The sequence below is a fragment of the Solwaraspora sp. WMMB335 genome (assembly GCF_049179075.1).
Lineage (GTDB): Bacteria > Actinomycetota > Actinomycetes > Mycobacteriales > Micromonosporaceae > Micromonospora_E.
This window is the reverse complement of record NZ_JBMHMF010000001.1, coordinates 3,205,206-3,226,747: the sequence shown is the minus strand read 5'-3', so window position 1 is coordinate 3,226,747 and position 21,542 is coordinate 3,205,206. Positions and strand designations below refer to the sequence as shown.

Genomic DNA, 21,542 nt, shown 5'->3' with positions numbered 1-21,542 from the left:
ATGTCGGAGCATGCAGCCACCCCAGCAACGCCCCTTCGCGCCGGAGCCGGTCAGCGGGCGGTGAAGGCGGTCATCCCCGCCGCCGGGCTCGCCACCCGCTTCCTGCCTGCCACGAAAGCAGTGCCGAAGGAACTCCTCCCGCTCGTCGATCGCCCGGTCCTGCAGTACATCGTCGAGGAAGCGACCGCCGCCGGGATCAACGACGTACTGCTGATCACCGGCCGGGGCAAGACCTCGATGGTCGATCATTTCGACCGCCAGCCCTACCTGGAGTCCCGGCTGGCCGACAAGGGCGACCAGGAACGGCTGGCCGCAATACGCCGGCCGAGCGAGCTGGCCGAGATCTACACCTGCCGCCAGCACGAGCCGCTCGGGCTCGGTCACGCGGTCGGCTGCGCGCAGGCGCACATCGGCGACGAGCCGTTCGCCGTACTGCTCGGTGACGAGTTCGTCGATGAGGACGATCCGCTGCTGCCGGCCATGATCGACCTACAGTCCCGGGCCGGCGGGATCGTACTGGCCTTTATGGAGGTGCCGCCGGCCGAGACCAAACGGTACGGCATCGCCTCGGTCGAGCCGGCAGCCGAGTCGGTGCAGAACGGTGCCGACATCGTCCGGGTCACCGGCCTGGTGGAAAAGCCGTCCGCCGAGGACGCGCCGAGCAATCTCGCCGTACTCGGCCGCTACGTGCTGCCGGCGAGCATCTTCGACGCGATCAAGCGCACCAAGCCGGGTAGCGGCGGCGAGATCCAACTGACCGACGCGATGGCCATGCTGCTGGGCGAGGGCACGCCGGTGCACGGCATCGTCTACCGCGGGACCCGCTACGACACCGGTGCCCCGCTGGGTTACCTGCAGGCTGTGGTGCAGATCGCCTGCCAGCGTGACGGGCTCGGCGACCAGTTCCGGTCCTGGCTCAAGGAGTTCATCGCCGACTCGCCCGGGGTGCCTACTACATGACCGCGACGGCCGGCGCCGAGGCGGCCTTCAACGAGCTGACGCCGCTTGCCGAATACCTGGGCAGTGTGCTGCGCAGGATCCGGCCGCTGCCGCCGCTCGACCTCGACCTCACCCAGGCGCACGGCAATCTCCTCGCCGAGGCTGTCGTGGCTCCGCACGCCTTCCCCGCGTTCGACCAGGCCGCGATCGACGGCTACGCGGCGCGCTGGGAGGACATCGCGACGGCCGGCCGGGGTGGCAACACGGTCCCGGCCAGCCGTTCCGCGTACCCCACCGGTCGGGCAGCGCACCCGGCCGGTTGGTCCGCGCAGCAGCGCAGCAGGTCGGCGCATCCGGCCGGCTGGTCGGCGAACCAGTCCGGCCGATCGGCGGTGCCACCGGTCCCGCCGGCACCGCCGCGCTCGGTGCGGCTGAACGTCGTCGGCGACCTGGGCGCGGCCAGTTGGCGGCCGGTCCGGCTCACCCCGGGTACCTGCTTCTCGGTGGCCGCCGGGGCACCCCTGCCGATCGCCGCCGACGTGGTCGTTCCGGTCGACTGGACCGACCAGGGCATGGCCGCGGTGGAGATCTTCGAGGCGCCGCGTCGAGGTCACGGCGTGCGCCGGGCCGGCGACGAACTGCCGGCCGGTGCGGTACTGGCTCCGGCCGGTGCCTACGTGACACCGGCGATGGTGGCGGTGTTCGCCGCCACCGGCATCGGGCACGTGGTGGTGCGGCCCAGCCCGCGGGTGGTCATCGTGGCCACCGGCGACGAGTTGGTGGACGTCGGCCGCAGCAGTCAACCGGGGCAGGTGGTCGACGCGAACTCGCACGCGCTCACCGCGGCCGTGGCCGAGGTGGGCGCGCTCGCGTACCGGGTCGGCATCTGTGACGACGATCCGGAGGGGCTGCGGGGGCTGCTCGAGGATCAGGCCATGCGCGCCGATCTGATCATCACCACCGGTGGCACCGGCACCGGGCCGGGCGACATGGTCCGCCGGATATTCTCCCGTCGGGAAGGCGGCCGCGCGGGGCCGGTCGAGTTCACCGACGTCGCGCTCTATCCCGGTACGGCGTTGGGATTCGGTACGGTCGGAGCCGAGGAGGTGCCCGTGGTCTGCCTGCCCGGTGAACCCGGTTGCGCGCTGGTCGGCTTCGAGGTGCTGGCCCGACCGGTGATCCAGCTGCTGGCCGGTGCCGAGCCGGTGTTCCGGCCCAGCGTGCGCGCCCACCTGCTGGAGACGGTGTCGTCGCCGGGCGGGCTGCGCGAGTTCCGCCCAGCCCACGTGGCCGAGCGCCGGGGCGGCGGCTACACGGTGCAGCCGCTGACCGGCGGACCGTTCACGCTGTCCGGGTTGGCCGAGGCGAACGGACTGCTGGTGCTCGGCGAACGGGTCACCACGGCCGCTGCTGGATCTACTGTCGACGTACTGCTGTTGGACCGGCAGCGGTGATCGGCGACGGTCCGCCGGGGTGGCCGGCAGAGCTTTCCGACGGACCGGTGCTGCTGCGACCGTACCGGCGCACCGACGCGGCTGACTGGTCGGTGGTCCGCCGACGCAACCAGGCCTGGCTCGCGCCCTGGGAGTCCGCGCCGCCAGGGCCGTGGCACGAGCTCAACTCGCCGGACGCCTTCCGCTACCTTTACCGGGACCAGCGCCGCCAGGCCCGGCACGGCGAGAGCATGCCCTTCGCGGTCTGCCTGGTCGAGGACGGTGCTCAGCGGTTCGTCGGGCACCTGAACATCGGCAACATCGTGCGGCGGGCGTTCTGCTCCGGTTACGCCGGGTACTGGGTGGACTCGGCGGTCGCCGGGCGTGGTGTCGTGCCGACCGCGCTGGCGCTGGCGGTGGACCACGCGTTCGCCGCCGGTGGTCTGCACCGGATCGAGGTCAACATCCGTCCGGAGAACCTTCCGTCACGTCGAGTAGTCGAGAAGTTGGGTTTCCGTGAGGAGGCCTACCATCCGCGCTACATGCACATCGACGGTGCCTGGCGTGATCACATCGGGTATGCCCTGACCAGCGAGGAAGTCCTGGTCGAAGGTGGTCTGCTGGCCCGGTGGCGACGGCTGCGCACCACCACGCACTGACCTGTTTCCCTGGCCACGGCCGGCGCGGCGTCAAAATTTCCTGGTGGTGCGCCCGTAACCTCAAGTAACGAGAAGGTACGGCAACCTATCAAGCCTTCATGTTCGTGTGCGGGTAGCTGGTTGCCTCGGGGTGACGGGAGGAGTGAGGGTGCCGACGTCGGTGCTCCTCGCTGTCCTCGCCGCCGCCGGGCTGCTCGCCCTCGCACCGGCGCTGGTCCGTCGGTACGACGCTACCGAGCGCCTGGTGGCGGAGCGGGCGCAGTCGACGGCGCGGGTGCTGCAACGCCGCCGCCGTCGCCGTACCGTGCCCGGAAAGCACCCGGTCAACCCGCCGCTGGGTCGCCGGCTCACCGTACGCTCCGGAGTCGGTTCGGACGGTGGTACGGCGCCCGACGCCGGGTCGTTCAACGGATCCTCCGTTCCGTCCCCAGCGACGGCGTACCCGGCGTACCCGGCGTCACGGGGTGGTGGGCGACGCGGCGGTCGGCTGCGGCTCGTCCAGGCCGGTGCCCGGCCACGCCCTGCCCCGGCCCGCCGGCACACCCCGGCGGTGATCCGCCGCCGCCGGGTCTTCGCCGCGCTGCTGCTGCTCAACCTGGTCGAGTTGATCGGCGTGCTGGTGGTCGGTCCCGGCTTCTGGATCAGCTTCGCGGTGACAGCGCTGCTGCTCGTCGTGTACCTGGTGCACCTGCGCAACCGGGCGATCGCCGAGCGGCGCCGGCGCCGGCGCCGAGCCCGGGAAGCCGCCTGGCTGGCCGCCCGCCAGGCCGAGGTACGCCGGGAGCAGGCCCGTCGGGCGGCGGCCCGCCGGGAACAGCAGCGCCGGCTGGCCGCCCAGCGGGAGGTCATGCGCCGGGCCGCGATGGGCCTGGATCGCCCCGGTGACCTGCCGGCCGCGGCCAGCGGCGGCGGGGTCACCGGGTCGGTCTCCTACCGCCGTACGGGTGGGCTGCGCGGGCGTGCCTACGAAGCCGGCCGCAGCTACGACACCGGCCGCTCCTGACCCCCTCCACCCTTTCCCGCAGATCTTGGACTTGTCGTTGGACAGAAGCGACAAATGCTCACGATGAGTCCAAGATCGGCGGGATGGTGGTGGGTGCGGGGAGTGGGGATCGATTCGCGCGTCCGGTGTCTGACCTGTTAGCCTTGGCGCCGGTCCACCGCCGGGTCCGGCAGTGGATCACCCGTCATGGGGCTGTGGCGCAGTCCGGTAGCGCACCTCGTTCGCATCGAGGGGGTCAGGGGTTCGAATCCCCTCAGCTCCACATTTTTAAAGCCCTGACCAGCAACAACCCTGGTCAGGGCTTTAGCATTTGTCTATGTAATTTTGAATCACCCCCCGAAAACCCCCCACAAACGTGTGGGCGCGCAACTCACCCGTAACTTCTTCGATCCGCGACACGCAGCCAACTTCCTCAACTCAAGGTAGTGAAGGTCATGAGTGGTTGAGCCTACTGGGACAGCATCGAGCGTCGGCTGCACGCTGCGCTGGCCGTGCATCACTCGCTGATGCACGGCCAGTGTTTCCACGAGTGCCCTACTCGGTCGCGCCGTCGGGGAGAATCTTCCGGAAGCCGGTGAAGGGTACGAGCGCCTCTGGTACCCGGATGCTTCCGTCGTGCTGCTGGTACTGCTCCAGGATGGCCACCAGCGTCCGCCCGATGGGCAGGCCCGAGCCGTTGAGCGTAGCGGCGAAGCCGCGCTTGCCCGTGCTGTCGGTGTAGCGGATGCCGGCGCGGCGGGCCTGGAAAGTGGAGCAGTCCGAGACGCTGGAGATCTCGCGGTAGCGGCTCTGGCTGGGGATCCAGACCTCCAGGTCGTACGTGAACTGTGCCGCGAAGCCGATGTCTCCAGCCGCTAGGGCAACGACGCGGTACGCCAGGCCGAGTTCCCGCAGACACGCCTCGGCGTGGCCAACCATGATTTCGAGCTCCTTGCTGGAGTCCTCGGGTCGGCAGATGCGGACGAGCTCAACCTTGGAGAACTCGTGCATACGGATCAGGCCACGGGTGTCGCGGCCGTAGGAACCTGCCTCCGAACGGAAGCACGGCGTGTGCGCCGTGAGTGCGATGGGCAGGTCGCTTTCGCGCAGCGCCTCACCGGAGTAGAGGTTGGTGAGCGGCACCTCGGCCGTGGGGATCAGGAACAGCTCGCGGTCTCCGACCGACGTCTTGAACAGGTCTTGCTCGAACTTCGGCAGCTGGCCGGTGCCGGTCATGGTCTTGCGGCTGACCAGCGACGGCACCGAGTGCTCGACGTAGCCGTGCCGCCTGGTGTGCAGCGCCAGGAAGAAGCTCGCCAGCGCCCGTTCCAGGGCCGCACCTGCACCTTTGAGCACCGCGAATCGGGGTCCAGACAGCTTCGTGGCCGCGGCGAAGTCGAGGATGCCGAGCCGCTCCCCGAGGTCGACGTGGTCGAGCGGGTCGAAGTCGAAGACGGGCGGAGTTCCTTCGCGGCGGACCTCGGTGGCGAACTCGTCACTGTTTCCGTCGGGGCAGCGGTCCTCAGGCAGGTTGGGGATCTCCAGCAGCAGCTCCTGTAGGGCGGTCTCGTGCTGGTCGAGCTCGGCCTCCAGCTCCTGGATGCGGATCTTGATCGCGCGGGCCTGGTCGGCCAGTTCGGCGGTCGGTTCTCCGGCACGGCCCGCTGCCTGGACGGCGGCGGCGAGGCGTTTGGCCTCGGCGCGGGCGGCGTCGGTGGCCTGGATCGCCTGGCTGCGAGAGGAGACCAGGCTGCCCAGCCGGTCGGTGTCGAGGCTGTAGCTGCGGCGGGACAGCCGCCGGACGGCGTCGGTCGCGGGATCCAGGAGGTGTCGTGGGTCGTGCATCTCATCTCCATCCGATTGGGCAGACATCCAAGGCTAGTGGGAGACATCAGCGAAGTTGCGATGATTTCGCTCGCCCTTGTGGTACGTGGCGATGAGCTGGCGGAGCCGCTGGTCGGTGAGCGGAATCGGCTTCACGTGCGGCGCGTCGGGTAGGTCCCAACGGTCAAGGCTGCGCCCGCGCAGGAGTTGCAGCAGTGCGGAGATCATCAGGCCGTGGCCGACGACGAGCCGAGGCCCCGGCAGGTCGAGGCTTCCCGTAAGCCCGGCGAGCATCCGCCCGACGGCCGCGTTGCGGGACTCCCCGTCTGGGGGAATAGCGCCCAGTCCCGCGCTGCGAAGCCATGCCCCGTACGCCATCCACGGCGGGTGTGTACAACTAACGGCGGATCTGCTGATCAAGGGAGATGCGCCAGATGACGACCGAGACCACTATCGAGCAGGAGCCCGCAGGCGGGTCGGTGGGTACGGCCACGGATGGAGCAGTTGATCGCGCTGCTGGTGGACCGGGCACGCGGTCTGCGCGGTCACCGCCGCGCGGTTACGCCACCGCACCGACACCCAGGCACCCCCGCCGACCACACCCGACCAGCCGCCACCGGCCGAGCCCGGCCTGATCCCGCTGACCGTGCCCGAGATCGGACGACTCCTCGCCGACGCACTCCACCACCCACAACCACCCGACCACGCCATCGACTGGCTGACCTGGCGACGCCGGCACCAGGCCCGCGCCCGCTGGCACCACCAACGCACCCGCCTCAACCGCGACTACGCCCTGGTCAACTAGCAAATGGCGGCTGCCGTACTAGGCAGTGATCCGGTAGCTGACCTGCATGTCGTTCCGGACGGTCGCGGCGGGAACCGGGTTGCTCGCACCGTTCATCGGGTCGTACACCTTCAGCTTCAGCGATCCGTCGCTGTACCGCAGGTAGCCGTAGATGACCTTCCAGTGCATCGCGTTGCCGCTGAGGACCAGGCCGTTGTTGTCGAGGGTCGTGGTGATCTCGGATTCGGTCAGCCGGCCGCCCAGGTTGGAGGTCCGGCCTTCCAGCAGCGGCGACCCCCAGCTCTGGCGGAGGTAACCCCGGAGCGTGTCGTCGGTGTTGACGTACTGCCCGACACTGGCCCAGCTCGTGTCATTGAGATTGTGCAGCGCCCACAGGTTCTGCACGCCCACGAGGTACTGCGCGGCGTTCTGCTGGGGGTCGTTCGCCTCGCCACGTGCCATCAGGACCTTGTGTGCGATCTCGCCCTGCGAGATCTCGGTGCCGAAGCCGTGCTGCACCGTGGCGGTGGCGGCCGCGAAGCACCAGGCACCGGTGGCCTGTTGCTGGCCGCCGAGCCAGTGTGACGAGGTGACGTCGGCGGTCACCGTGAGTTCGATCGGGGTCGTCATTGGATCCACCTCCGGGATCATGCGGAGCAAACCGTACGACCGGCGCGAGAGCGCCCGGGGCCGTGCGGCATCGGTCGTCCACGAGAGGCGCGAGGCGTGGTGGCTGATACGTCCGGTCGGTGTCGTGACCACGACACGGGCCAGTGCCCGATGGCGTACCGGGGAGGGCGCGGGAGGCCAGCCGCGCGGTGTCGAGCGGCGGACCGTCGCCGTACGTCAATCTGCGGCAGGGTGTTGTCCTGTTTTTTCATCGGTGGAGCGTAAGATTGCGGCCGTGACGAAACGGTTGACCGAGGTGGCCCGCAAGGCGGGCGTCAGTGAGGCCACCGTGAGCCGGGTGCTCAACGGCCGTGGTGGCGTGGCCGAGACGACCCGGACCGCGGTGCTCACCGCGCTGGACGTGCTCGGCTACGAACGGCCCAGCAAGCTGCGCGGAGAGCGGGCCCGGCTGGTCGGGCTGGTGCTGCCCGAGTTGCAGAACCCGATCTTCCCGGCGCTCGCCGAGGTGGTCACCGGGTCGCTGGCGCAGCGTGGGTTCACCCCCGCGCTGTGTGCCCGTACCATCGGTGGGGTCTCCGAGTCGGCGTACGTCGAGATGCTGCTGGACCACCAGGTGTCCGGAGTGATCTTTGCCGGTGGGTCGTACGCGCTGGCCGACGCTGCGCACGAGCACTACCGGCGGCTGACCGACCGGGGGTTGCCGGTGGTGCTGGTGAACGCGGGGGTCGACAAGCTGGGCTTCCCCCGGGTGTCCACCGACGACGCGGTGGCGGTCGAACAGGCGTACGGTCACCTGCGCGCACTGGGACACGAGCGGATCGGTCTGGTGCTCGGTCCGGCCGACCACGTGCCGTCACAGCGCAAGCTGGCCGCGATGCGGCAGGTCGCCGGCTGGTCCGCCGGGTACGGCGAGTGGGTCGAGCGGTCCAGCTTCTCGATGGAGGGGGCGCGGGTCGCGGCGACCAGACTGGTCGACCGGGGCGCGACCGGGGTGATCTGCGCGAGCGACGTACTGGCGCTCGGCACGATCCGCGCGGTCCGTCGGCTCGGCCGATCGGTGCCCGGCGACGTGTCGGTGGTCGGCTTCGACGACTCGGCCTTCATGACCTGCACCGATCCGCCACTCACCACGGTGCGTCAGCCGATCGAGACGATGGGCCAGGCGGCGGTGGACCTGCTGGTCACCCAGATCGACGGCGGCGGGGTGCTCGCCGACGAACTGCTCTTCGAGCCGGAGTTGGTGGTCCGGGGGTCGACCGCGCCGATCCCGAGGGGCTAGGCGGCCGCCTGCGGAAACGATCGACCAGGCGAGGGGCGAACCGAGTGGGTTCGCCCCTTTTCTGCATCCAGGATCGCCGGCATCCGAGTGACCGTCCCAAATTTTCGTATGAACGTCAACTTCTTGCGCAGCTCGGTCTGTGTTTGTATCGTCATCGCCACGAAACAAGGCAGTGACGAGCTTGAGATCACATCCACCCAGAAAGGGTGTGCTTTCCATGACCAGAACCAGGCTGCACGGCGCGACCAGAACCAGGCTGCACGGCGCGACCAGAACCAGGCTGCACGGCGCACTCGGGGTCCTTCTCGTCGGCGGGATCGCGCTGGCAACGACGGGCTGCGGCTCCTCCGACGACGGACAGTCCGACGACGGCACGGTGACGATCACCGTGAACGGGCTACCACCGGCCACCGAGGCGGCGAACCACCAGCGCTTCCTCGACAACGTGGCCGAGTTCGAGCGGCAGAACCCGGACATCAGGATCGACGCCCGTGAAGGCAAGATGGACCCGCAGACCTTCTCGGCCAAGCTCGCCGGCGGGCAGCTGGAGGACGTCTTCTACGTCTACTTCACCGACCCGGCCAACCTGATCGCCAAGCGGCAGGTCGCCGACATCACCGAGTACGCCGCCGAGTTCCCGGTCGTCGACCAGATCCGTCCCGAGGTCAAGCGGGTCTTCTCCGACGACGACGGCAGGCTCTACGGGCTGCCGTACAAGAACTACTCGATGGGCCTGCTCTACAGCCGGCCGCTGTTCAGCCAGGCCGGGCTGGACCCGGACGACCCGCCGACCACCTGGGCCGAGGTGCGTACCGCCGCGAAGCGCATCGCCGCGCTCGGTGACGACGTCGTCGGGTTCGGTGAGTACAGCAAGTCGAACACCGGCGGCTGGCACTTCACCACCCACATGTACTCCCGGGGCGGCGAGATCGCCACCAACGACGGTGGCACCTGGACGGCGGCGTTCAACGACGACACCGGCCGTGACGTGCTCACCCAGCTCAAGCAGATGCGCTGGACCGACGACAGCATGGGCAGCCGGCAGTCGCTGGAATGGGCCGACCTGCTCCAGCTGATGGGATCCGGCAAGCTCGGCATGTACCTGGCCACCGCCGACAACATCCCCACCATCGTCAACCAGTACGACGGTGACTTCGCCGACTACGGACTCGGCCCGATCCCCGGCGGCCAGGGCACCCTCGGCGGCGGCGAAGGCTACATGTTCAACGCCAAGGCGTCTCCGGCGAAGATCCGCGCCGGACTGAAATGGCTGACGTACTGGTTCACCAGCCCGGAGCGGATCGAAGCGGAGAACAAGTGGGCGGCCGAGAACAATCTGCCGGTCGGCCTGCCCGAGCCGCAGATCTTCACCGGCGCGGCCGCCGAGACCCAGGCCGCCGCCGACGCCGAGTACGCCAACGTCCCGCAGGAAAACTACGCGCCGTTCGTCGCCGCGATGGACGACATCCCGGTCAAGCTCGAACCGCCGAACGCGCAGCAGATCTACGCCGTCCTGGACGTGGCGATGCTCAAGGTCCTCACCGATCGCGACGCCGACGTCGACCAGCTGCTCGCCGACGCCGAGAAGCAGGTCAACGCGATCCTCGCCACCGTCGGATAGCCGCCGGCCAGATGATGACGGTTGACACGCACCCGGCGCGGGCGGCCCGGCTGCGCCGCCGGGTGCAGGACAACCTGCTGGCGTACGCGTTCCTCGCCGGCGGCATCCTGTGCTTCGCGTTCTTCTCCTGGTATCCGCTGGTGCGCGGCGTCGTGCTCAGCTTCCAGCAGGTCAACTTCGTCACCGATCCGTCCTTCGTCGGGCTGGACAACTTCCGGGCGCTGTTCGCCGACCCGCTGTTCTGGACCGCGTGGCGTAACACCCTGGTCTTCACCGGCCTGGCCCTGCTGCTCGGCTACCTGCTGCCGCTGGGACTGGCGATCCTGCTCAACGAGCTGCGACACTTCGCCGGCTTCTTCCGGATCGCCGTCTACCTGCCGGTGATGCTGCCGCCGATCGTCGTGGTGCTGCTCTGGAAGTACTTCTACGATCCCGGCAACGGCCTGTTCAACACCCTGCTGCGCGGGGCGCACCTGCCGGAGAGTCAGTGGACGCAGTCGTCGTCCACCGCGCTGCTGTCCCTGGTGCTCGTCTCCACCTGGGCGAACCTCGGCGGCGCGACGCTGATGTACCTCGCCGCGTTGCAGGGCGTGCCCGGCGAACTGTACGAGGCGGCCGAGCTGGACGGTGCCGGCATCTGGCAGCGGCTGCGTCACGTGACCCTGCCGCAGCTGCGGTTCATCATGCTGGTCCTGCTGCTGCTCCAGATCATCGCCACCATGCAGGTGTTCATCGAGCCGTACCAGCTGACCGGCACCACCAACCCGGACACGGTCACCGTGCTGGTGCTCATCTACCGGTACGCCTTCACGGTCAACAACGACTTCGGCCTGGCCGCCGCCGCGAGCGTACTGCTGTTCGTGGTGCTCGGCGCGTTTTCCGCCGGCTATCTGCGGCTCACCCGCCAGGCGGACTGAGGAGACACGGTCATGACCGCACCGAAGCGCCGGACCGCTCCGGCGACCCGCACGCTCATCTCCGACACCCAGCTGCGCCGTGGTCACGGCCGGATCGGGTACGTCGTGGTGCTGACCCTGGTGCTGGTCGTGTTCGTGCTGGTCTTCCTCTTCCCGGTGTACTGGATGGTGACCTCGGCGGTGAAAGCGCCGGCCGAGTTCGCCCGTACCCCACCGACGTTCGTGCCGGAGTCGTTCCATCCCGACACGTACGTGCTTGCCTGGCAGCACATGCGGATTCCGCGTTACTTCCTCAACACCGTCTACTACGCGCTCGGCGGCTGGCTGATCCAGCTCGCGGTGGCGGTGAGCGCCGCGTACGCGCTGTCGAAACTGCGGCCCCGGTTCGGCGGCCTGGTGCTCGGTGGGATGCTGGCCAGCCTGATGCTGCCGGCGGCCGCGTTGCTGGTGCCGGCGTACCTGACCGTCAGTGACGTGCCGATCTTCGGCGTCAACCTGCTCAACACGCCATGGGCGCTGTGGCTGCCGGCGGCGGCCAACGCGTTCAACGTGTACGTCCTGAAACGCTTCTTCGACCAGATTCCCGACGACCTGCTCGACTCGGCCAGCCTGGACGGCGCCGGTCGGCTGCGGGTGCTCACCTCGATCGTGCTGCCGCTGTCCCGCCCGGTACTCGGTGTGGTCTCCATCTTCTCGATCATCGCCATCTGGAAGGACTTCCTCTGGCCGCTGCTGGTGCTGCAGGACCCGGACACGCAGACCCTGAGCGTGGCGCTGAGCCGGCTGTCCAACACCAGCCAGGTGCCACCGACCGAGATGATGGCGGGTCTGGTCATCGCGAGTATCCCGATGGTCGTCATCTTCCTGATCTTCCAGCGCAGCATCGTCAGCGGCCTGTCCGCAGGCGGCCTCAAAGGCTGACAGGTGGCCCTCAAAGGCTGACAGGCGGCCTCAGCTGATCCGTCGCCGGAATCCGGTGAAACATCGGACCGATCCCAGAAAGCAGGTGTCCGTGTCCACAGCAGACAACGAGCGGTGGTGGCGAAACGCGGTGATCTACCAGATCTACCCGCGCAGTTTCGCCGACGGCGACGGTGACGGAATCGGTGACCTCACCGGCATCCGCGAGCACCTGCCGTACCTGGCCGGACTCGGGGTGGACGCCCTGTGGCTGAGCCCCTGGTACCCGTCGCCGATGGCCGACGCCGGCTACGACATCGCCGACCATCGCGACATCGACCCGGTTTTCGGCACCCTCGCCCAGGCCGAGGAGCTGATCGGGTACGCACACCGGCTGGGGCTGCGGATCATCGTCGACCTGGTGCCGAACCACTGCTCCGACGCACACCCCTGGTTCCAGGCGGCACTGGCCGACCCGGCCGCGCCCGAGCGGGACCTGTTCTGGTTCCGGCCCGGCCGGGGCCCGGACGGCGCCGAGCAGCCCACCGACTGGGTCTCCCCGTTCGGCGGCGGCACCTGGACCCGCACCACCGACCCGGACGGCAGCCCAGGCGACTGGTACCTGCACCTGTTCGCCCCGCAGCAGCCCGACTTCAACTGGGACCACCCCCGGGTACGGGCGGAGTTCGCCGACATCATCCGGTTCTGGCTGGACCGTGGGGTGGACGGGATCCGGATCGACTCCGCGGCGATGCTGGCCAAGGATCCGACCCTGCCGCAGGTGACCGACGACGGCCCGCACCCGTTCGTCGACGTCGACGCGGTGCACGACATCTACCGCGACTGGCGGCGGATCGCCGACTCGTACCCGGGCGACCGGGCGCTGATCGGCGAGATCTGGCTGCCCGACCAGCAGCGCTTCGCCAACTACCTGCGCCCTGACGAACTGCACGCCGCGTTCAACTTCGACTTCCTCGGCTGTGCCTGGACCGCCGTGGCGCTGCGGGCCTGCGTTGACGCGACCCTGGCCGCACACGCTCCGGTCGGTGCCCCGGCAACCTGGGTGCTGTCCAACCACGACGTCACCCGGCACGTCACCCGCTACGGCCGCGCCGACACCACCTTCAGCTTCGCCACCCGCCGCGAGGGCGTGCCCACCGATCTGGAGCTGGGCACCCGCCGGGCCCGCGCCGCCGTGCTGCTCAGCCTGGCCCTGCCCGGTGCCGCCTACCTCTACCAGGGTGAGGAACTGGGGCTGTGGGAGGTCGAGGACATCCCGCACGCGCTGCGGCAGGACCCGATGTTCGTCCGCTCCGGCGGCGCCGATCCCGGCCGGGACGGCTGCCGGGTGCCGTTGCCGTGGGCCGGCGACGCGCCGCCGTTCGGATTCAGCCCCGACGGTGCCACCGCGCGGCCCTGGCTGCCGCAGCCGGCCGACTGGAAGGACCGCACCGTCCGGGCCCAGACCGGTGATCCGCATTCGATGCTGGAGCTCTACCGGGCGGCACTGGCGCTGCGGCGGACCGAGCCGGCGCTCGGCGACGGGGAGCTGGCCTGGCTGCCCGCCCCGGACGACGTGCTGGCGGTGCGCCGCGCCGCCGGCTTCACCTGCCTGGTCAACCTCTCCGGCGGCGCGGTGCCGCTGCCGGAGCACACCGCGCTGCTGCTGGCCAGCAGTCCACTCGACGACGACCGACTGCCCCCGGACACCACTGTCTGGCTGCGTACGTCCGATTAGTTCCTGACCGCACCACCGGTACCGCCGCACCGCACGCACGGGGGATCAGGCCACCCGTAGAAAGGGAGAGCGCTCTCATGGCCAACCGCACCGTCCCACCCGACCCCGTCCCGCACCACCAGTCCCGCTCGTCCGCGAGGAGCCGAACCCGGGCGGCCGTCGCCGCGGTCACCGGCACCGTCCTCGCCGCCGCGTCGATCTCGGTCCTCACCCTCACCACCGCGGGCCCGGCCCGTGCCGCCGGACTGTCCCCGTTCGACATCGTCGGCCGGGGAGCCACCGTCGGATTCATCGAACACGAAGCCGAGAACGCCGCGCACAACGGCACCCGGATCGGCCCGGACCGGCACTACGGCACACTGCCGTCGGAGGCCAGCGGACGGGAGGCGGTCACCCTCGACGCGGTCGGGGAGTACGTCGAGTTCACCCTCACCGCACCGGCGAACGCCGTCACGTTCCGCTACAGCCTGCCGGACAACGCCGCTGGCACCGGCCGCGACGCCACCATCGACCTGCGCGCCAACGGCACCCTGGTCAGGGCGGTGCCGGTGACCTCACGGTACGGCTGGTACTACGGCGGCTACCCGTTCAACAACAACCCCGGCGACATCAACCCGCACCACTTCTACGACGAGACCCGGACGCTGTTCGGCACCACCTATCCGGTTGGCACGAAGATCCGGCTGCAGGTCTCGTCGACCGCGCAGTCACCGACGTTCACCATCGACCTGGCCGACTTCGAGTTGGTCGCCGCGCCGATCGCTAAACCGGCCGGGGTGCTCGACGTGGTCGCCGACTTCGGTGCCGACCCGACCGGCGCCACCGACTCCACCGCACGATTGCAGGCCGCCGTCGACGCCGGTCGGGCCCAGGGCCGTGCGGTCTGGATCCCGCCGGGCAACTACACCCTGTGGGACCACGTCGTCGTCGACGGGGTGACCCTGCGCGGCGCCGGTCCCTGGTACTCGGTGCTCGGCGGCCGGCACCCCACCGACCGCAAACGCGCAGCCGGCATCTACGGCAAGTACGTGGCCGGTGGCGGATACCGCGGCGAGATCCGTCCGCACGAGGCGGGCGGACCGAGCCGCAACGTGGTGCTGCGCGACTTCGCGATCATCGGCGACATCCGGGAGCGGATCGACGAAGACCAGGTCAACGCCATCGGCGGGGCGATGTCGGACTCCGTGGTGGACAACGTGTGGATGCAGCACACCAAGGTCGGCGCCTGGATGGACGGCCCGATGGACAACTTCACCATCCGCGACAGCCGGATCCTGAACCAGACGGCGGACGGGGTGAACTTCCACTGGGGGGTCACCAACTCCACGGTGACCAACACGTTCGTCCGTAACACCGGTGACGACGCCCTCGCCATGTGGGCCGACACCGTGCCCAACGTGGGCAACTCGTTCACCCACAACACGATCGGCGTGACCATTCTCGCCAACCACCTGGTCACCTACGGCGGGCGGGACATCCGGATCACCGACAACGTGACCGCCGACTCGGTCACCAACGGCGGCGGCATCCACGTCGCCAACCGCTACACCGGGGTGACCGGCCCGACCGCCGTCGCCGGCACCATCACGGTCGCCCGTAACACGCTGATCCGCAACGGCAACTCCGACTACAACTGGCGCTTCGGGGTCGGGGCGATCTGGTTCTCGGCGCTGAACGAGCCGATCCAGAACGCCTCGATCGTGGTCACCGACACCGACATCCTGGACAGCTCCTACGCGGCGCTGCACTGGATCGAGGGCGCGACCAGCGGAATCAGCTTCACCAACGTACGCATCGACGGGGCCGGCACCTACGCCCTGCAGGTGCAGGCACCCAGCCAGGTGTCGTTCACCAACGTGCGGGCCACCGGCATAGCCCAGGCCAATCCGATCCACAACTGTGTCGGCAGCGGGTTCCAGATCACCCAGGGCGGCGGCAACTCCGGCTGGTACACCGCCACCCCGTACTGCGGGCCGTGGCCGGAGCCGCAGTGGGGTGGTGGCCCGACCAGTCCGCCGACCACACCGCCGACCAGCCCACCGACATCCCCGCCGCCGACGACCGCACCGCCGACGACCCCGCCGCCACCGGGTGGGAATCTGGCGTTGGGTCGGCCGGTGACCGCGTCCGGTCACACCGATGTGTACGTGGCGGCGAACGCGGTCGACGGTGACGCGGGTACGTACTGGGAGAGCGCCAACAACGCCTTCCCGCAGACGCTGACCGTCGACCTGGGCACCGCCCGCGCCGTCGACCGGGTGGCGCTGACGGTGCCGGCCGGCTGGGAGCGGCGTACCCAGACGCTGTCGGTGCTCGGCTCGACCGACGGCGGCAATTGGGCGACGCTCGCCGGCCCGGCCGCTCGGGTGTTCGACCCGGTCGCCGGCAACACCGTCACGATCGCACTGCCGGTGGGTGAGCGACGGTTCGTGCGGCTGAGCATCACCGGCAACACCGGCTGGCCGGCCGGGCAGATCGCCGAGTTCGGGGTGTACGGCGGCAGCACCCCGCCGCCGCCGACGACCGCACCGCCGACGACCGCACCGCCGCCGGATGGGAATCTGGCGTTGGGTCGGCCGGTGACCGCGTCCGGTCACACCGATGTGTACGTGGCGGCGAACGCGGTCGACGGTGACGCGGGTACGTACTGGGAGAGCGCCAACAACGCCTTCCCGCAGACCCTTACGGTCGATCTGGGCGCCGCCCGGCAGGTGGGCCGGGTGGTGCTGAAACTGCCGCCGTCGCCGGCCTGGCAGACCCGGACCCAGACGCTGTCGGTGCTCGGCTCGACCGACGGCAGCAATTGGGCGACGCTCGCCGGCCCGGCCGCTCGGGTGTTCGACCCGGCCGCCGGCAACACCGTCACGATCACCGTTCCTGCCGGGCAACGCCGCTACCTGCGGCTGAGCATCACCGGCAACACCGGCTGGCCGGCCGGGCAGATCGCCGAGTTCGAGGTGCACCCCGCCTGACCCCCGGAAGAAGGTGTCGATCCGCCATGTCCAGATTCCGCACCCGGCTGACCGCCGTACTCGCCGTGGCCGGCCTCCTCCTGATCGCCGCACCCGCTCCGCCGGCCAGCGCCGCCGACGGCCCGAATCTCGCCGCCGGGCGCCCGATGACCGCCAGCGGCCACGCTGACGTGTACGTCGCCGGCAACGCCAACGACGGCAGCCAGAGCAGCTACTGGGAGAGCGTCAACAACGCGTTCCCGCAGTGGATCCAGGTGGACCTCGGTGCCACGGTCACCGTCGACCAGCTGGTGCTCACGCTGCCCGCCGGCTGGGGGGCCCGCACCCAGACGCTGACCGTGCAGGGCAGCACCACCGGGTCGGGGTTCGCCACCCTGGTCGCCTCGGCCGGCTACCCCTTCACCCCGGCCGCCGACAACACGGTGAGCATCGCCGTCGGGTCGGCGACCACCCGCTACGTCCGGCTGCTGATCACCGCGAACACCGGCTGGCCCGCTGGGCAACTGGCCGAGTTCGAGGTGTACGGGCAGTCCGGCGGCCCACCGCCGGGTGGCACCAACCTCGCCGTCGGCAAACCGGCCACCGCCTCGTCGACGGTGCACGTGTTCGAGGCGGCCAACGCCGTCGACGACGACGTCAGCACCTACTGGGAAGGGGCACCCGGGGCGTACCCGAGCACGCTGACCGTCGCACTGGGCGCGAACGCCACCATCACCGCGATCGTGGTCAGGCTGAACCCCGACCCGGCGTGGGGGCCGCGTACCCAGACCCTCCAGGTCCTCGGCCGGGAACAGTCCGCCGCCGGGTTCAGCACGCTGGTCGGCGTGGCGGACTACGCGTTCAGCCCGGCCGGCGGCAACAGGGTGACCATCCCGGTGTCGGCGACCGTCGCCGACGTACGGCTGCGGTTCACCGCCAACACCGGGGCGCCCAACGGGCAGGTCGCCGAACTGCAGGTGATCGGCGCTCCGGCGGCGAATCCGGACCTCACCGTCACCGCCGTGACCGCAGCGCCGGCCGCACCGGTGGAGACCGACCAGATCACCCTGTCCGCCACCGTACGCAACGCCGGTGACCGGGCGGCCGGTGCGACCACGGTCGACTTCACCCTCGACGGCACCACGGTGGGCCAGGCCGCTCTCGGTGCGCTCGCCGCCGGTGCCTCGACCACCGTGTCGACCGGCATCGGGGCACGGGATGCCGGCAGCTACCAGCTCGGCGCCACCGCCGACCCTGCCGATACGGTCGTCGAGCGGGACGAGTCGAACAACAGCCGGACCAGCCCGAGTGCGCTGGTGGTCCGCCCGGTGGACAGCGCGGACCTGGTCGCCTCGGCGGTCACCTGGTCGCCGGCCACCCCGAACGCCGGCGCGCCGGTCAGCTTCGCGGTGACCCTGCGCAATCAGGGGACCATCGCCTCGGCGGGCGGCGGGCACGGTGTCACGCTCACCGTGATCGACGGCGCCGGCACCGCGGTGCGCACCTTGACCGGCTCGTACACCGGCACGATCGGTGTCGGCGCGAGTGCCGGCCCGGTCAACCTGGGCGGCACCTGGACGGCTGCCGACGGCCGGTTCACCGTACGCGTGGTGATCGCCGCCGACGTCAACGAGTTGCCGGTGAAGCGGGCCAACAACACCAGTGAACGGCCACTGTTCGTGGGGCGGGGCGCCAACCTGCCGTACGACATGTACGAGGCCGAGGACGGCGCCGTCGGCGGCGGCGCGCGGGTGGTCGGGCCGAACCGGACCATCGGCGACCTGGCCGGTGAGGCGTCCGGGCGGCGGGCGGTCACCCTCGACAGCACCGGCGCGTACGTCGAGTGGACCACCAGGGCGCCGGCGAACGCCCTGGTGACCCGGTTCTCCATCCCGGACGCCCCGGGCGGCGGCGGGATCACCGCGACGCTCAACATCTACGTCGACGGGACGCTGCACAAGCCGATCAGCCTGACCTCGAAGCACATCTGGCTGTACGGCGGGGAGGCCAGCCCGAGCGACTCGCCGGGCGCCGGGCCACCCCGGCACCTCTACGACGAGGCGAACGTGCTGCTCGACTCGACGATCCCGGCGGGTTCCCGGATCCGGTTGCAGAAGGATCCGGCGAACACCACGACGTACGCCATCGACTTCATCAACCTGGAGCGGGTGACGCCCCGGGACAACCCGGACCCGGCCCGCTACCGGGTGCCGACCGGGTTCGGCCACGCCGACGTGCAGAGCGCGCTGGACGCGGTGCGGATGGACACCACCGGCAACCTGATCGGTGTCTACCTGCCGGCCGGCACCTACGAGACGGCGCAGAAGTTCCAGGTGTACGGCAAGGCGGTGCAGGTGGTCGGCGCCGGAATGTGGTTCACCCGGTTCCGTACCCCGCCAGGGCAGAGCAACACCGACGCCGGGTTCCGGGTGGAGCCCAGCGCCAGCGGGTCGTCGTTCGCGCATCTCGCGTTCTTCGGCAACTACACCGTCCGCCAGGACGGGCCGGGCAAGGTCTGGGGTGAGCTCAAGGACGTCGACAACCTGACCCTGGACAACGTGTGGGTCGAGCACACCGTCTGCGCGTACTGGGGAGTCAGCGTCAGCGGGCTGACAATCACCGACAGCCGGTTCCGCAACACCTTCGCCGACGCGGTGAACCTGACCAACGGCAGCACGAACAACCTGGTCAGCAACTCTGAGGGACGGTCCAACGGCGACGACGCGTTCGCGTTGTTCTCGGCCACCGACCAGGGGGCGACCACCGGCAACCACGGCAACGTGTTCGAGAACCTGACCGCCACGTTGACCTGGCGGGCGGCCGGGATCGCGGTGTACGGCGGCTACGACAACGTGTTCCGCAACATCTACATCGCGGACATGCTGACGTACTCGGGCATCACGATCAGTTCGCTGGACTTCGGGTATCCGTTCATCGGGTTCGGGGCGAGCCCGCCGACCCGGTTCGAGAACATCTCGATCGTCCGGGCCGGTGGACACTTCTGGGGCGGGCAGACCTTCCCGGCGATCTGGGTGTTCTCCGCGTCGAAGGAGTTCCGCGGTATCCGCGTCACGAACGTGGACATCGTGGATCCGACGTATTCGGGAATCATGTTCCAGACCAAGTACACCGGCGGCCAGCCGGAGTATCCGGTCACCGACACGGTCTTCACGAACGTGTCGATCAGCGGTGCGCAGCGTAGTGGTGACGAGTTCGACGCCAAGTCGGGCTTCGGGATCTGGGTCAACGAGATGCCGGAGGCGGGTCAGGGACCGGCGGTCGGCTCGGCCACCTTCACCAACCTGCGGATGAGCAACAACTGGCAGGACATCCGCAACACCACGGCCACGTTCACCATCGTCCGGAACTAGTCGCCGCGTCGGCGGGCTGCCGGGAGGGACTGGTCCCTCCCGGCAGCGTCACCAGCGACCGCGCGCCACCTGGAACCGATTGCGATCAGCACGGCGATGGCCCCGACACCGCCCAGCCACAGCGGCGTCACCCACGACGCCGGGTTCCACCCGCCGGTACACGAGGCGGCCTGCGGCGGGATCCGGCCAAGCGGTTCAGCGACGATCTCGATCTGCGTGCCGACCGGCCCGCCTGCCTCTTGCGGGCCGGGTGAGTCGCACAGGTAGGTCCAGCCGAGATCTTCGCCGTCGGCCGAGAGCCGGTAGCGGTCTTGGCAGCCGGGCCCGGCCTGCTCGCACACCCGGGTGTCGGTGATCTCGGCGGTCATCCGTTCGCTCAGCGTCACACGATCACGGTCGATGAAGGAGACACTGAATCCGAACGCGAGCACCGCGACCGCCAGTCCCAGCATGGTCCGTCCCGTCGTGGCGACCGTCCACACCCAGCGCCGTTGCTTTTCGGCGGGCCCGTGGACGGCCCAGACGGCGGCGACCACATAGCACGCCGCGCCACCCACCGCCAACGGGAGTCCGGCGATGATCGTCGATTCCTCGCTAACCAGAAAACCACTGACAACGGTCAATAGAATAGCGCCGCCCAGCCATAGGATCGCCATCCCGTCATTCTTCACCGGTGGCTGCCGGCACGGCAACCGTCGCGTCTGGTCGTCATGCGCCATCGTGATGGATATCGGGATGCGCGCCGGCACCGGCGGCAGGCAGGATGATCGGGCTCATCCTGGACCGCCGGATCGGCGCGTACGAGTTGCCGGCTGGATCGATCGTGATTGGTGCGGGCAACCGGACCACGGACAACGCGTTAGCCCGGCCGATGGCCTCGGCGCTGGTCAACCGGCTGGTCCACGTCCACCTGCGGGCCAGCGCCGACGACTGGTTGGCCTGGGCGCAGGGAGCCGGCATCCACCGCTGGGTGGTCGACTACCTGACCGAGCGCCCCGACCAGCTGTGGGTGAACCCACCCAAGGTGGAAGAGGTGTTCTCCACCCCACGTAGCTGGCACATGCTCTCCGACGCGCTGCTGTCCTACGGCGACGACATCGACGAGCACACCCTGCGGCTGCTGGCCGCGGGCACGCTGAGCCCGGCCCACGCCGGCGGCTTCTGCGGGTACGTCAAGATCGTGCGGCACCGCTACGGGATCGACGCGGTCGTCCGCGGCGACGCTGGTTGGCCGGCCGCCGCCGACGACCGGGATCTGCTGTACTTTTTGGCGGAGACGTTCCGGGCCCGGCTGGTCAAGGAGCTACCGGCCAGCAAGGAACACGCCTCGCCGACACTGCGGCAGTTCGCCCACCGGGCCAAGGCGCTGCTGGTCGAGCTGGCGGAAATCTCGCTGGAATGCGCCCAGCTGGTCATCGCCACCGACGAGGACAGCGCACCCGTGCTGCCGGCCTGGTTCCTGGTCGAGGTGAGCCGGGACCTGCCCCGGCTGGTCGCCGCCCGGAACTGACGCG

15 protein-coding genes, 1 tRNA gene and 2 pseudogenes are annotated in these 21,542 nt (G+C 69.8%); 14 read left to right on the top strand and 4 right to left on the bottom strand.

Annotated features, from left to right (window positions below):
* The 5 genes from ACN27F_RS13795 to ACN27F_RS13775 all read left to right on the top strand — a co-directional run bounded on the left by ACN27F_RS13795 (position 1) and on the right by ACN27F_RS13775 (position 4,296).
* Complete coding sequence (locus tag ACN27F_RS13795; RefSeq protein WP_421433795.1) at positions 1–960, top strand: UTP--glucose-1-phosphate uridylyltransferase; 960 nt, start codon at positions 1–3, stop codon at positions 958–960.
* Entirely contained in the window at positions 957–2,393 is a 1,437-nt protein-coding gene (glp, locus tag ACN27F_RS13790) for a gephyrin-like molybdotransferase Glp (protein WP_421433794.1), read from the top strand. Before ACN27F_RS13795 ends, glp begins: the two co-directional genes overlap by 4 nt.
* On the top strand, positions 2,390–3,031 hold the full coding sequence (locus ACN27F_RS13785; RefSeq protein WP_421433792.1) for a GNAT family N-acetyltransferase: 642 nt from the start codon (positions 2,390–2,392) through the stop codon (positions 3,029–3,031). Before glp ends, ACN27F_RS13785 begins: the two co-directional genes overlap by 4 nt.
* Positions 3,032–3,179: 148 nt before the next feature.
* Positions 3,180–4,034: a hypothetical protein gene (locus tag ACN27F_RS13780; RefSeq protein ID WP_421433790.1), complete on the top strand. Its 855-nt coding sequence runs from the start codon at positions 3,180–3,182 to the stop codon at positions 4,032–4,034.
* Between the two features lie 188 nt (positions 4,035–4,222).
* Positions 4,223–4,296: transfer RNA gene (locus ACN27F_RS13775), tRNA-Ala, on the top strand.
* A 272-nt stretch (positions 4,297–4,568) separates the two neighbouring features.
* Here the strand turns inward: ACN27F_RS13775 and serS are convergent.
* Together serS and ACN27F_RS13765 are read right to left on the bottom strand one after the other, a co-directional pair.
* A complete protein-coding gene (serS, locus tag ACN27F_RS13770; protein WP_421433788.1) occupies positions 4,569–5,858 on the bottom strand; it encodes a serine--tRNA ligase in 1,290 nt (429 codons plus the stop codon).
* A 33-nt stretch (positions 5,859–5,891) separates the two neighbouring features.
* Positions 5,892–6,215, bottom strand: coding sequence for a hypothetical protein (locus ACN27F_RS13765; RefSeq protein WP_421433787.1), 324 nt, complete (start codon positions 6,213–6,215; stop codon positions 5,892–5,894).
* A 154-nt stretch (positions 6,216–6,369) separates the two neighbouring features.
* Here ACN27F_RS13765 and ACN27F_RS13760 point away from each other — a divergent pair.
* Positions 6,370–6,642 (top strand): annotated as a pseudogene (locus tag ACN27F_RS13760) (IS701 family transposase); the annotation flags it as partial.
* A gap of 18 nt (positions 6,643–6,660) precedes the next feature.
* On the opposite strand, the gene ACN27F_RS13755 reads toward ACN27F_RS13760, so the two are convergent.
* Complete coding sequence (locus tag ACN27F_RS13755; RefSeq protein WP_421433786.1) at positions 6,661–7,251, bottom strand: hypothetical protein; 591 nt, start codon at positions 7,249–7,251, stop codon at positions 6,661–6,663.
* A 274-nt stretch (positions 7,252–7,525) separates the two neighbouring features.
* On the opposite strand from ACN27F_RS13755, the gene ACN27F_RS13750 reads away from it, so the two are divergent.
* The 7 genes from ACN27F_RS13750 to ACN27F_RS13720 all read left to right on the top strand — a co-directional run bounded on the left by ACN27F_RS13750 (position 7,526) and on the right by ACN27F_RS13720 (position 20,028).
* The gene (locus tag ACN27F_RS13750) at positions 7,526–8,530 is read left to right on the top strand and encodes a LacI family DNA-binding transcriptional regulator (protein WP_421433785.1); all 1,005 of its coding nucleotides are present in this window, start codon (positions 7,526–7,528) and stop codon (positions 8,528–8,530) included.
* 217 nt (positions 8,531–8,747) lie between these two features.
* The gene (locus ACN27F_RS13745; RefSeq protein ID WP_421433784.1) at positions 8,748–10,151 is read left to right on the top strand and encodes an ABC transporter substrate-binding protein; all 1,404 of its coding nucleotides are present in this window, start codon (positions 8,748–8,750) and stop codon (positions 10,149–10,151) included.
* Between the two features lie 11 nt (positions 10,152–10,162).
* Positions 10,163–11,068, top strand: coding sequence for a carbohydrate ABC transporter permease (locus ACN27F_RS13740; RefSeq protein ID WP_421433782.1), 906 nt, complete (start codon positions 10,163–10,165; stop codon positions 11,066–11,068).
* Between the two features lie 12 nt (positions 11,069–11,080).
* Positions 11,081–11,989, top strand: coding sequence for a carbohydrate ABC transporter permease (locus ACN27F_RS13735; protein ID WP_421433781.1), 909 nt, complete (start codon positions 11,081–11,083; stop codon positions 11,987–11,989).
* Between the two features lie 91 nt (positions 11,990–12,080).
* The gene (locus tag ACN27F_RS13730) at positions 12,081–13,706 is read left to right on the top strand and encodes a glycoside hydrolase family 13 protein (protein ID WP_421433779.1); all 1,626 of its coding nucleotides are present in this window, start codon (positions 12,081–12,083) and stop codon (positions 13,704–13,706) included.
* A gap of 77 nt (positions 13,707–13,783) precedes the next feature.
* Positions 13,784–16,678 carry a discoidin domain-containing protein gene (locus ACN27F_RS13725; protein ID WP_421433777.1) on the top strand — a complete coding sequence of 965 codons (2,895 nt, stop codon included), beginning with the start codon at positions 13,784–13,786 and terminating at the stop codon, positions 16,676–16,678.
* 26 nt (positions 16,679–16,704) lie between these two features.
* Complete coding sequence (locus ACN27F_RS13720; protein WP_421433776.1) at positions 16,705–20,028, top strand: discoidin domain-containing protein; 3,324 nt, start codon at positions 16,705–16,707, stop codon at positions 20,026–20,028.
* On the opposite strand, the gene ACN27F_RS13715 is transcribed toward ACN27F_RS13720, so the two are convergent.
* Positions 20,025–20,777 carry a hypothetical protein gene (locus ACN27F_RS13715; RefSeq protein ID WP_421433775.1) on the bottom strand — a complete coding sequence of 251 codons (753 nt, stop codon included), beginning with the start codon at positions 20,775–20,777 and terminating at the stop codon, positions 20,025–20,027. The genes ACN27F_RS13720 and ACN27F_RS13715 overlap by 4 nt on opposite strands.
* Before the next feature lie 23 nt (positions 20,778–20,800).
* On the opposite strand from ACN27F_RS13715, the pseudogene ACN27F_RS13710 reads away from it, so the two are divergent.
* Positions 20,801–21,538, top strand: a pseudogene (locus tag ACN27F_RS13710) (MoxR family ATPase); the annotation flags it as partial.
* Positions 21,539–21,542 lie beyond the last annotated feature (4 nt).

Excerpts from the sequence above, each read along its gene's own strand:
- ACN27F_RS13765 (WP_421433787.1), bottom strand. The coding sequence starts at position 6,215 with ATGGCGTACGGGGCATGGCTTCGCAGCGCGGGACTGGGCGCTATTCCC.
- ACN27F_RS13795 (WP_421433795.1), top strand. The coding sequence starts at position 1 with ATGTCGGAGCATGCAGCCACCCCAGCAACGCCCCTTCGCGCCGGAGCC.
- serS (WP_421433788.1), bottom strand. The coding sequence starts at position 5,858 with ATGCACGACCCACGACACCTCCTGGATCCCGCGACCGACGCCGTCCGG.
- ACN27F_RS13720 (WP_421433776.1), top strand. The coding sequence starts at position 16,705 with ATGTCCAGATTCCGCACCCGGCTGACCGCCGTACTCGCCGTGGCCGGC.
- ACN27F_RS13735 (WP_421433781.1), top strand. The coding sequence starts at position 11,081 with ATGACCGCACCGAAGCGCCGGACCGCTCCGGCGACCCGCACGCTCATC.
- ACN27F_RS13745 (WP_421433784.1), top strand. The coding sequence starts at position 8,748 with ATGACCAGAACCAGGCTGCACGGCGCGACCAGAACCAGGCTGCACGGC.
- ACN27F_RS13740 (WP_421433782.1), top strand. The coding sequence starts at position 10,163 with ATGATGACGGTTGACACGCACCCGGCGCGGGCGGCCCGGCTGCGCCGC.
- glp (WP_421433794.1), top strand. The coding sequence starts at position 957 with ATGACCGCGACGGCCGGCGCCGAGGCGGCCTTCAACGAGCTGACGCCG.
- ACN27F_RS13725 (WP_421433777.1), top strand. The coding sequence starts at position 13,784 with ATGGCCAACCGCACCGTCCCACCCGACCCCGTCCCGCACCACCAGTCC.
- ACN27F_RS13755 (WP_421433786.1), bottom strand. The coding sequence starts at position 7,251 with ATGACGACCCCGATCGAACTCACGGTGACCGCCGACGTCACCTCGTCA.